This window comes from Rathayibacter sp. Leaf296 (genome assembly GCF_001423045.1).
Lineage (GTDB): Bacteria > Actinomycetota > Actinomycetes > Actinomycetales > Microbacteriaceae > Rathayibacter > Rathayibacter caricis.
Map to the genome: position 1 here is coordinate 1,133,020 of NZ_LMNR01000001.1, position 10,243 is coordinate 1,143,262.

The following is a 10,243-nucleotide window of genomic DNA, read 5'->3' on the forward strand; positions in this document are numbered from 1 at the left end:
CCTGTGGACAACGGGAGCGGGACGATCACACGGGCAGGCACCCTGTCGAAATGAACGACGAGCCGGACCGTGTCATCGCCTCGCGGGATGGTGTCTCGAGGCGGCGCCTCGCCGCCGAGTATCCCGCCGTCGTGTTCCGCGGAGCCCGCGCGGCAGTCGAGCCGCTGACCTACGGAGAGCGGATCGCGGCCTTCTCGACGGTCATGCGTCCGGGAGAGTTCTTCTCGCACGACACGGCCGCGCACCTGCTCGGTCTGCCCGGTCGGACGCCGACGGAGACGACTCCACTGCACGTGTCGGTGGCGCCGCCGATGCGGGCGGTGCGGCGCGCGGGCGTGATCTCGCATCATCTGTGGGACGAGGCGGTGTCGATCGTCGATGCCGGGTACCCGGTCGCCGATCCGGCCTCGACCTTCTGCCACCTCAGCGCCTCCCGATCCGTCGATGATCTCGTCGTTCTCGGCGACGCCCTCATCCGACCGGACGAGGAGGGCAGGCGGCGCGGACTGCGCGTGGATCTCGCTCTTCTCGCCGCTCGTGTCGCCACTCACCGCGGTCGCGGTGGTCGGCGCGCGAGGGAGGCGATCGGCTGGGTGCGGGAGGGGTCGGAGTCGCCGATGGAGACCCTGCTCCGGTTGCTCCTCGTCCGCGCCGGATTCCCGGAACCGGAGCTGAACGTCGAGCTCTTCGACGCCCAGGGGAACTTCGTCGCGAGGGTCGACCTGCTGTATCGGGACCACTGGGTCGTCGTCGAGTACGACGGCGACCATCACCGGACGGACAAGCGTCAGTACGAGCGCGACATCGCGCGCAGCGAGGCGATCGAGGCGCTCGGGTACCGCCATCTCCGGGTTCGGGCCCCAGGAGTCCTCGAGAACCCTGCCGCGACCGTTGAGCGGGTCCGCCGAGCTCTCACCCGCTGAAGCTCGACGCGAGATGCCACTCCGGTACGCGACGCGCCGACAGGAGTGGACGCAAGTGGCCTCTCGCGGGGGTCCCCGGCGGGCGTCAGTCCGCGATCAGGGCGCGCGCCGTGCCCTCGTCGAGGATCAGGTCGGTGATCAGCCCGGCCGCCAGCGCCCCGCGCAGACCCGGGAGCTTCGACGCCCCTGACACCACGCAGATCCGGCGCGCCGCGCGGCGCACCGTGGAGAGGTCCGGGCCGCTTGCACGTTCGTTCATGGGGATGTCGTCCCACGTCCCGTCGGCGCGGTAGAACACCGTCGCCACGTCTCCCACGACGCCCGACGCGCTCAGAGACGTGAAGTCGTCCGGCTCGAGGTAGCCGCCGATGTAGACCTTCGACGGCACCGCCGCGAACGGCGAGCCGAGGCCGAAGAGCGCCACGTCCATCCGCTGCTGCAGCTCGAGCACCCGCTTGGTCGACCGCTCTCGCCAGACCGCCTGCTTGGTCAGCGGGTCGTCGAAGAACGCCTGCACCGGGAACTGCTGCACCTTCGCCGCGTACGCGTCCCCGAAGCGGCGGAGGATCTCGCTGGAGTAGTTGATGCCTGTCGTCTCGGTGTTGCCCGCGCCGTTCAACTGCACGATCTGGGTGTTGTGGGTCTCCTTGGCGATGAGGTGGCGGCTGATCGCGCTCATCGTCGAGCCCCAGGCGATGCCGACGATCATGTTGGAGTCGATGAACTGGCCGAGGATCCGCGCCGCGGACAGGGCGACCCGCTCGAGCCGGTCGATCTCGCTCGTGTGGTCCGGCACCGGCACGATGTGCGCGGTGATGTCGAAGTGCGCGCGCACCTCCGCCGAGAGAGCACTCGCGCGGTCGAGCGGGGAGCGGATCTGGATGTCGACCAGACCCGTCGCCCGGGCGTGCGAGAGCAGCCGGGACACCGACGAGCGCGACGTGTGCAGCTCGTGCGCGATGGCGTCCATCGTCAGGTCCTGCATGTAGTAGAGCTGGGCGGCGCGGAGCGCGTCGCGCGTCTTGTCGGGGTGGGTCGCGTGCGTCGTCTCGTCGAGTTCGACGACCGGTCGGACAGGGGTCACTGATGCTCCTTGCACGTATTTCCACCCGTATTGACCGGATGTGTTCCCGGGTCAAGGATGGCTGTATTCCTTCGCGAAATCAATCGTCCACCTCGGGTGCCGAGACTGATGCGGAGGCTGGTCGAAGAACCACTGGACGAATCACACACGACACGAAGGCGAGTACGAAGTGGCACAGTCTGTCGGAACTCCCGGAACCCCCGCGATCCGCGAGAGCGTCGCCGCCCTGCGGGACACCCCCCGAGCGACCGTCCTCGTGATCGGCGGTGGCATCAACGGCATCGGAACCTTCCGCGAGCTCGCGCTCAACGGGGTCGACGTCGCGCTCGTCGAGCGCGGCGACTACGTCTCGGGTGCCTCCAGCGCCTCGAGCCACATGATCCACGGCGGCATCCGCTACCTCGAGAACGGCGAGTTCCGGCTCGTCAATGAGGGCGTGCACGAGCGCAACGGCCTGCTGAAGATCGCGCCGCATTACGTGAAGCCGCTGCAGACCACCATCCCGATCTACTCCACCTTCTCCGGCATCCTCGCGGCCCCGCTGCGCTTCCTGACGCACAAGTCGGGCAAGCCGCAGGAGCGCGGCGCGCTGCTGATCAAGGTCGGCCTCACGCTGTACGACTTCTTCTCGCGTGACGGAGGCGTCGTCCCGCGACACCAGTTCCACGGGCGCAAGCGCTCGCTGAACGAGCTGCCGAAGCTCGACCCGAAGATCAAGTACACCGCCACCTACTTCGACGCCTCCGTGCACGAGCCGGAGCGCCTGGCGCTCGACGTGCTCCGCGACGGACTCGTCGGCGGCGCGAAGGCTCGGGCGGCGAACTACGTCGAGGCCGTCGGCACCTCCGAGGGCGGCGTGCTGCTGCGCGACCGCGAGAGCGGCGAGGAGTTCGCCTTCCAGGCCGACGTCGTCGTCAACGTCTCCGGCCCCTGGACCGACTTCACCAACACCGCGCTGGGCACCACCACGAAGTTCATGGGCGGCACCAAGGGCTCGCACATCGTGCTCGACAACCCCGAGCTGGTCGAGGCCTGCGAGGGCCGCGAGATGTTCTTCGAGCACAGCGACGGCCGCATCGTCCTCATCTACCCGCTCAAGGGCCGCGTGATGGTCGGCACCACCGACATCGAGGCCGACCCCAACGAGCCGTCGGTGTGCACGGAGGAGGAGATCGACTACTTCTTCGACCTCGTGAACCACGTGTTCCCCTCCATCCCGGTGACCCGCGAGCAGATCGTGTTCAAGTTCTCCGGCATCCGCCCGCTGCCCCGTCACGACGACGAGGCCCCCGGCTTCGTCTCCCGTGACTACCGCATCGAGCCCTCGACGCTGCCCGGCGGGAAGACTCCGGTCCTCAGCCTCGTCGGCGGCAAGTGGACGACGTTCCGCGCCCTCTCCGAGCACCTCGCGAACGAGGTCTTCACGAGGATCGGAGTGACGCGCCGCGTCTCGACCGTGAAGACGGCCATCGGAGGCGGCAAGGGCTTCCCCCGCACCGATGCGTCCCGCGCGCAGTGGATCAGCCAGCACCGTTCCGGACTCTCCTCGGCCCGCACCGGCCAGCTGCTCGAGCGCTACGGCACCCGGGCGAAGGAGGTCATCGAGGCCCTGGCCGACGGCCACGACGAGGCGCTCGACTTCGACAAGGACTTCACCACCGGTGAGATCCGCTACCTGGCGCAGCGCGAGAGCGTCGTGCACCTGATCGACCTGGTCATGCGCCGCACCAACCACGCCTTCACCGGCGGTCTCAGCCGTGAGCTCCTCGAGGAGCTGGCCGAGCACACCGGAGCCGTCCTGGGCTGGGACGACGTGAAGCGCGCCGAGGAGGTCGACGCGACCATCTCGCACCTGAAGAAGTACAACGGCGTCGATGTCGGAGGCACCTCCGTGCAGGCGCCGACGGCCGTCCCCGCGAGCTGATCGCGAGGACAGGCGCAGAACGACGGACGTCCCGGTCGAGGAACCCCTCGAGCCGGGACGTTCGTCGCTGATACGCACGAACGTGCACGCGTCGCTCCTTGTCGGGGTGTCGGGGCGCGGATAACTTCACACCTGTCGGGCATCGATGCCCGCGCCGGACGCCTGCGCGTCCGCTCGAATCGGAGGAAAAGGTCATCGTGGACAATCTCGGAGTGGTGTTCCTAGCGGAGCTGGTGGGGACGGCGTTGCTCGTCCTCCTGGGCTGCGGCGTCGTCGCCAACGTCGCGCTGGTGAAGAACAAGGGTTTCAACGGCGGGTTCCTGATGGTGAACATCGGATGGGGCTTCGCGGTCTTCTCCGGCGTGATCGTCTCGTACAACTCGGGTGCGCACCTCAACCCCGCGGTCACTCTCGGCCTCGTCGCGAGCGGCGCTGACGAGTTCGGCTCCGGCGTCCCGGTCAACATCGTGTCGATCCTGACGTACATCGCGGCGCAGCTGCTCGGCGCGATCCTCGGCGCCGTCTTCTGCTGGCTCGCGTACAAGCAGCACTTCGACGAGGAGCCCGATCCGGCCAACAAGCTCGGCGTCTTCTCGACCGGCCCGGCGATCCGCTCCTACGGCTGGAACTTCGTCACCGAGGTCATCGGCACCTTCGTGCTCGTCTTCGTCGTCATCGGCTTCGGCGGCGGACGCCAGGGCGACGGCGGCCTCGCCGCGCTCGGTGCGCTCCCCGTCGCGATCCTGGTGATCGCGATCGGCGCCTCCCTCGGCGGCCCGACCGGCTACGCCATCAACCCGGCCCGCGACCTCGGACCCCGCATCGCCCACGCGCTGCTGCCGATCAAGGGCAAGGGCTCGAGCGACTGGTCCTACTCCTGGGTGCCGATCGCCGGCCCGATCGTCGGCGGACTGCTCGCCGGCTGGTCCTCGCTGGTCCTCCTCCCCATCCTCTGACGCGCTCCGCGCCCCGTTGACCACTCGTTACGAAGGAGTACTTGCACATGGCTGACTACGTCATCGCGATCGACCAGGGGACGACGTCGTCCCGCGCGATCATCTTCGACAAGAAGGGCTCGATCGTCTCCACCGGCCAGAAGGAGCACGAGCAGATCTTCCCCCGCGCGGGCTGGGTCGAGCACGACCCGATCGAGATCTGGAACAACGTCCGCGAGGTCATCGGCCAGGCGCTCTCGCGCGCCGACCTCACCCGCCACGACATCGCCTCGGTCGGCATCACCAACCAGCGCGAGACCGCGGTCGTCTGGGACAAGACCACCGGCAAGCCGGTCTACAACGCGATCGTGTGGCAGGACACCCGCACGCAGTCGATCGTCGACCGCCTCGCGGGCGACGAGGGTGCGGACCGCTTCAAGTCGATCGTCGGCCTCCCGCTCGCCACCTACTTCTCGGGCACGAAGATCGTCTGGATCCTCGAGAACGTCGAGGGTGCGCGCGAGAAGGCCGAGGCCGGCGACCTGATCTTCGGTACGACCGACACCTGGGTCCTCTGGAACCTGACCGGCGGCATCGACGGCGGCGTGCACAAGACCGACGTCACCAACGCGTCGCGCACGCTGTTCCTCGACCTCGAGACCCTCGAATGGCGCGACGACATCCTCGAGGCGTTCGGCGTCCCGAAGTCGATGCTCCCCGAGGTCTGCTCCTCCTCCGAGGTCTACGGCCACGTCGAGTCCTCGTCGCTGCTGCGCGAGGTGCCCATCGCGGGAATCCTGGGCGACCAGCAGGCCGCGACCTTCGGCCAGGCGGCGTTCGATCCGGGCGAGGCGAAGAACACCTACGGCACCGGCAACTTCCTGATCTTCAACACCGGCACCGAGATCGTCCACTCCAAGAACGGCCTCCTCACCACCATCGGCTACAAGCTCGGCGACGGCGAGGTGCACTACGCGCTCGAGGGCTCGATCGCGGTCTCGGGCTCGCTCATCCAGTGGCTGCGCGACAACTTGGGCCTCATCGGCTCGGCGCCCGAGGTCGAGGCTCTCGCCGCGACCGTCGAGGACAACGGCGGCGCGTACTTCGTGCCGGCGTTCTCGGGACTCTTCGCGCCGTACTGGCGATCGGACGCCCGCGGTGCGCTCGTCGGACTCACCCGCTACGTGAACAAGGGCCACATCGCCCGCGCCGCGCTCGAGGCGACCGCGTTCCAGACCCGCGAGGTGCTGGACGCCGTCAACGCCGACTCCGGTGTGCCGCTGCAGGAGCTCAAGGTCGACGGCGGCATGATCGCCAACAACCTGCTCATGCAGTTCCAGGCCGACATCCTCGGCGTCCCGGTCGTCCGCCCGGTCGTCGCCGAGACCACCGCGCTCGGAGCCGCCTACGCCGCGGGCCTCGCGGTCGGTTTCTGGGAGAACCTCGACGACCTGCGCCAGAACTGGCAGGAGGACTCGCGCTGGACCCCCTCGATGGACCAGGACGAGGCCGCACGCCAGTACCGCCTCTGGAAGAAGGCCGTCACGAAGACCTTCGACTGGGTCGACGAGGACGTGTCGTAATCGATTCCACGGCGGTCCCCGCCCGCCGTGGCGCAGTCGGCTCTCGCGCGCGGTCGCGATGTGAAGAGCGTCTTGCGTCCGGCTACGTCGGAACGCTCGCACGCGTTCCGCCGGTTCGCCTCGTGCAGTGCGGTGATCGAGAACGCCGGTCTTCGGATCGGTGAAGCGCCTCGGCGCGGCCTTCGGGTCGCGGCGGGGCGCTTCGTCGTTCCCTGACGCGCTCCTCCACCTTGCTGGTCGAGTAGCCGCACAGCGGCGTATCGAGACCCACCCGCCTCACGGATGTCGCCCTCCCGGGCCGCCCGGCTCAGATCCCGAGCAGCCCCGGCAGCTCGTCGAGGGATCCGATGCGGTGCACGCCCAGGTCGACGGCGTCCTCCGGCAGCTCGCGGCCGTGCTCCGGTCCGCCCACCCGGTCGAGCCAGATGCCGCGGAGGCCCGCCCGGGCGGCACCGATCGCGTCGGTGCCCAGGCGATCGCCGACGTACACGGCGTCCGACGGAGCCACTCCGAACCGCTCGCAGGCGACCTGGAAGATCCGCGCATCCGGCTTGGTCACTCCGACCTCGCCCGACGCGATGAGGTGCTCGACGCGCTCCGACAGCGCGATCGCGTCCATCTTGCGCGTCTGGAACTCGAGGTCGCCGTTCGTGATCACTCCGATCCGGACGCCCGCCGCGTCGAGCCGGTCGAGTGCGGGCAGAGCGTCGTCGTGCAGCGTCCACGCGGCCACGTACTGCTCGAGGTAGGCGGCGAACCACTCGCTCGCCTCCTCCGGCGACAGCTCGATGCCTGCGTCGGCCGCGAAGGCCGTCGCACGGGCGCGCCGCTGCCCCTCGTAGTCGAGCTCGCCCGCCAGGTAGCGGTGGTAATGCTCCTCCTCGAGCTCGTACCAGCGGCGCTGGATCTCACCCGCCTCGCCGGAGTACGCGTCGCCGAGCGCCGTCGCGTGCGCGACGATCCCCTCCCGCACCGCCCGGGCGTGCTGGAAGAGCGTGTCGTCGAGGTCGAAGAGCGCGAGCCGCAGCACGGCTCAGCGGGTGCGGCGGAGGAAGCCGATGCGGTCGTAGACGGTCGCGAGCGTCTTCTCCGCCGTCTCGGAGGCGCGGTCGGCCGCTCGGGACAGCACGCGGTCGAGCTCGGCCGGGTCGGCCAGCAGCTCGGCCGTGCGGGCACGGATCGGGTCGAACGTCGCGGCGACGACCTCGACGAGACCCTTCTTCAAGTCGCCGTAGCCGCGACCCGCGTACTCCTGCTCCAGCGACTCGACCGTCCGGTCGGCCAGGACGGAGTAGATGGTGAGCAGATTCGAGATGCCGGGCTTGGCGGCGCGGTCGAACCGCACCTCCGACTCCGTGTCGGTGACGGCGCGCATGATCTTCTTCGCGGTCGCCTTCGGTTCGTCGAGCACGCTCAGCAGGCCCGCGTCCGACTCCGCCGACTTCGACATCTTCGCGCCGGGGTTCTGCAGGTCGTAGATCTTCGCCGTCTCGCGGGCGATGTGCGGCTCCGGGATCGCGAACGTCTCGCCGAAGCGCGCGTTGAAGCGCCCCGCGAGGTCGCGGGTGAGCTCGAGGTGCTGGCGCTGGTCCTCGCCGACGGGCACGGCGTCGGTCTGGTAGAGCAGGATGTCGGCCGCCATGAGGATCGGGTAGGTGAAGAGGCCGACCGAGGCGGCCTCGGTGCCCTGCTTCGCCGACTTGTCCTTGAACTGCGTCATGCGGCTCGCCTCGCCGAAGCCGGTCACCGTGTTCAGGATCCACGCGAGCTCGGCGTGCGCCGGCACGTGCGACTGGATGAACAGGGTCGAGCGCTCGGGGTCGATGCCGGCCGCGATGTACTGCGCAGCGGTCGCGCGCGTGCGCTCGCGCAGCTCGGCCGGATCCTGCGGCACGGTGATCGCGTGGAGGTCGACGACGCAGAAGTACGCGTCGAAGTCCTCCTGCATGGCGACCCACTGCGTGAGCGCGCCGATGTAGTTGCCGAGGTGCAGCGATCCCGAGGAGGGCTGCATGCCCGAGAAGATGACGGGCTTCGAGCCCGGAGCGGTGGGGGTCATGGTGAGGCCTCAGTTGCGGTGCGGTGGCGCTGATCGCGCGGGGGAGTGGTGGAGGGTCAGAGTTCGTAGTCGACGACGACGGGGGCGTGGTCGGACCAGCGGGTGTCCCAGCTGTCGGCGCGGTCGATCTCGTAGCTGCGTGCGAGCGCGGCGAGCTCGGGGGTGGCGAGCTGGTAGTCGATGCGCCAGCCGGTGTCGGTGTCGAAGGCCTGACCGCGCTGCGACCACCAGGTGTAGGGGCCGGGGACCTCGCCGGCGAAGCGGCGGCCGAGGTCGATCCAGCCGAGCCCGGCACCGGCGTTGTAGCCCTCCTCGCCCTCGGCGCCGAGGAAGCGGTCGAAGTAGGCGCGCTCCTCGGGGAGGAAGCCGGCCTTCTTGACGTTGCCCTTCCAGTTCTTGATGTCGAGGGTGCGGTGGCCGACGTTGAGGTCGCCCATCACGACGGCGAGCGGGTTGTGCGCCTGCAGCTGGGGGAGCCGCTCGGTCATCGCGTCGAGGAACTTCACCTTCTCGTCCTGCTTCGGGGTGCCGACGCCGCCGGAGTGCACGTAGGTCGAGACGACGGTGACCGTGCGGTCGCCGACCTCGTAGTCGGCCTCGAGCCAGCGCCCCGCCGAGTCGAAGTCGTCGGCGCCCAGGGCGACCCGGTGGATCGCGGCGCGGTTGCGGGAGGCGAGCGCCACTCCGGCGCGGCCCTTCGCGGTCGCCTCGTCGTGCAGCACGTCCCAGTCGTCGCCGAGGAGCCCGGTGAGGTCGTCGGTGGAGGCGCGCACCTCCTGCAGGGCGAGGATGTCGACGTCGCGCGCGGCGAGCCAGTCGCCCATGCCCTTGCGGAACGCGGCGCGGACCCCGTTGACGTTGACGGAGGCGATGCGGAGGAGCTTCTTGGTCACCGCAGCAGTCTATTCAGCGCCACCGACACGCCACCCCGGAGGCACCGCGTCCCTTCCCACCGTCCGGGAGTCCGCGGGGAATTAGACGGGACGGATCGCCGCAGAACGTCAGCCAGGAGCGCTGCTCAGCCACGATGGCGGCTGAGCACCTGTCTCGGCTCAGGCTCTGCCCTGCCTGGTACCGGGCCGATTCGTCCGCAGGGCAGTGACCCGCCCGGAACGACATGCTCCGTCGTTAGGTCGACCGCGCCGCGGCGGGCGGGGACCGCCGCCCCTCGTCGAGGTGAACCGGCGAATCGCGTCCCAGCGATTCGTCGTAGCCGTCCGCACCCCGCTCTCGGAAACGCATCCCGTCGCGAAGCCGACCGCGCCGCGGCGGGCGGGGATCGCCGCGCCACCGCCCGGGTGAACCGGCGAATCGCGTCCCAGCGATTCGTCGTAGCCGTCCGTACCCCGCTCTCGGAAACGCACCCCGTCGCGAAGCCGACTGCGCCGCGGCGGGCGGGGATCGCCGCACCGCCGCCCACAAGCGAGGCGAACCGGCGGATCGCGTCCCAGCGATTCGTCGTAGCCGTCCGTACCCCGCTCTCGGAAACGCATCCCGTCGCGAAGCCGTCCGCGCCGCGGCGGGCGGGGACCGCCGCGGAGATGAGCACAGGCGAACCGGCGAATCGCGTCCGAGCGATTCGTCGTAGCCGTCCGTACCCCGCTCTCGGAAACGCATCCCGTCGCGAAGCCGACCGCGCCGCGGCGGGCGGGGACCGCCGCGGAGATGAGCACAGGCGAACCGGCGAATCGCGTCCCAGCGATTCGTCGTAGCCGTCCGCGCCCCGCTCTCGGAA

At 69.6% G+C, this 10,243-nt stretch carries 8 protein-coding genes; 4 read left to right on the top strand and 4 right to left on the bottom strand.

Annotated elements, in window-relative coordinates; genetic code table 11:
• Nucleotides 1-50 precede the first annotated feature (50 nt).
• Entirely contained in the window at nt 51-923 is an 873-nt protein-coding gene (locus ASF46_RS05285) for an endonuclease domain-containing protein (protein WP_082485261.1), read from the top strand.
• Between the two features lie 85 nt (nt 924-1,008).
• Here ASF46_RS05285 and ASF46_RS05290 read toward each other — a convergent pair whose 3' ends face one another.
• Entirely contained in the window at nt 1,009-1,908 is a 900-nt protein-coding gene (locus tag ASF46_RS05290; RefSeq protein ID WP_077223710.1) for a sugar-binding transcriptional regulator, read from the bottom strand.
• Between the two features lie 268 nt (nt 1,909-2,176).
• Between ASF46_RS05290 and ASF46_RS05295 the strand changes: the two genes are divergently transcribed.
• The 3 genes from ASF46_RS05295 to glpK all read left to right on the top strand — a co-directional run bounded on the left by ASF46_RS05295 (nt 2,177) and on the right by glpK (nt 6,449).
• Nucleotides 2,177-3,931, top strand: coding sequence for a glycerol-3-phosphate dehydrogenase/oxidase (locus ASF46_RS05295; RefSeq protein ID WP_056866674.1), 1,755 nt, complete (start codon nt 2,177-2,179; stop codon nt 3,929-3,931).
• Nucleotides 3,932-4,128: 197 nt separating this feature from the next.
• Complete coding sequence (locus ASF46_RS05300; protein ID WP_082485262.1) at nt 4,129-4,887, top strand: MIP/aquaporin family protein; 759 nt, start codon at nt 4,129-4,131, stop codon at nt 4,885-4,887.
• Nucleotides 4,888-4,934: 47 nt separating this feature from the next.
• Complete coding sequence (glpK, locus tag ASF46_RS05305; RefSeq protein WP_055787968.1) at nt 4,935-6,449, top strand: glycerol kinase GlpK; 1,515 nt, start codon at nt 4,935-4,937, stop codon at nt 6,447-6,449.
• A 307-nt stretch (nt 6,450-6,756) separates the two neighbouring features.
• Here glpK and ASF46_RS05310 read toward each other — a convergent pair whose 3' ends face one another.
• Genes ASF46_RS05310 through ASF46_RS05320 form a run of 3 tightly spaced genes read right to left on the bottom strand, consistent with a single transcriptional unit; the run spans nt 6,757 to nt 9,401 of the window.
• Nucleotides 6,757-7,479, bottom strand: coding sequence for an HAD family hydrolase (locus tag ASF46_RS05310; RefSeq protein WP_056866675.1), 723 nt, complete (start codon nt 7,477-7,479; stop codon nt 6,757-6,759).
• Between the two features lie 3 nt (nt 7,480-7,482).
• Nucleotides 7,483-8,508, bottom strand: coding sequence for a tryptophan--tRNA ligase (trpS, locus tag ASF46_RS05315; RefSeq protein ID WP_082485263.1), 1,026 nt, complete (start codon nt 8,506-8,508; stop codon nt 7,483-7,485).
• A 56-nt stretch (nt 8,509-8,564) separates the two neighbouring features.
• Nucleotides 8,565-9,401, bottom strand: a complete 837-nt coding sequence (locus ASF46_RS05320; RefSeq protein WP_056866676.1) for an exodeoxyribonuclease III — start codon at nt 9,399-9,401, stop codon at nt 8,565-8,567.
• Nucleotides 9,402-10,243: the final 842 nt, after the last annotated feature.

Coding starts and splice junctions, on each gene's coding strand:
- ASF46_RS05285 (WP_082485261.1), top strand. CDS start 51: ATGAACGACGAGCCGGACCGTGTCATCGCCTCGCGGGATGGTGTCTCG.
- ASF46_RS05290 (WP_077223710.1), bottom strand. CDS start 1,908: ATGCAGGACCTGACGATGGACGCCATCGCGCACGAGCTGCACACGTCG.
- glpK (WP_055787968.1), top strand. CDS start 4,935: ATGGCTGACTACGTCATCGCGATCGACCAGGGGACGACGTCGTCCCGC.
- trpS (WP_082485263.1), bottom strand. CDS start 8,508: ATGACCCCCACCGCTCCGGGCTCGAAGCCCGTCATCTTCTCGGGCATG.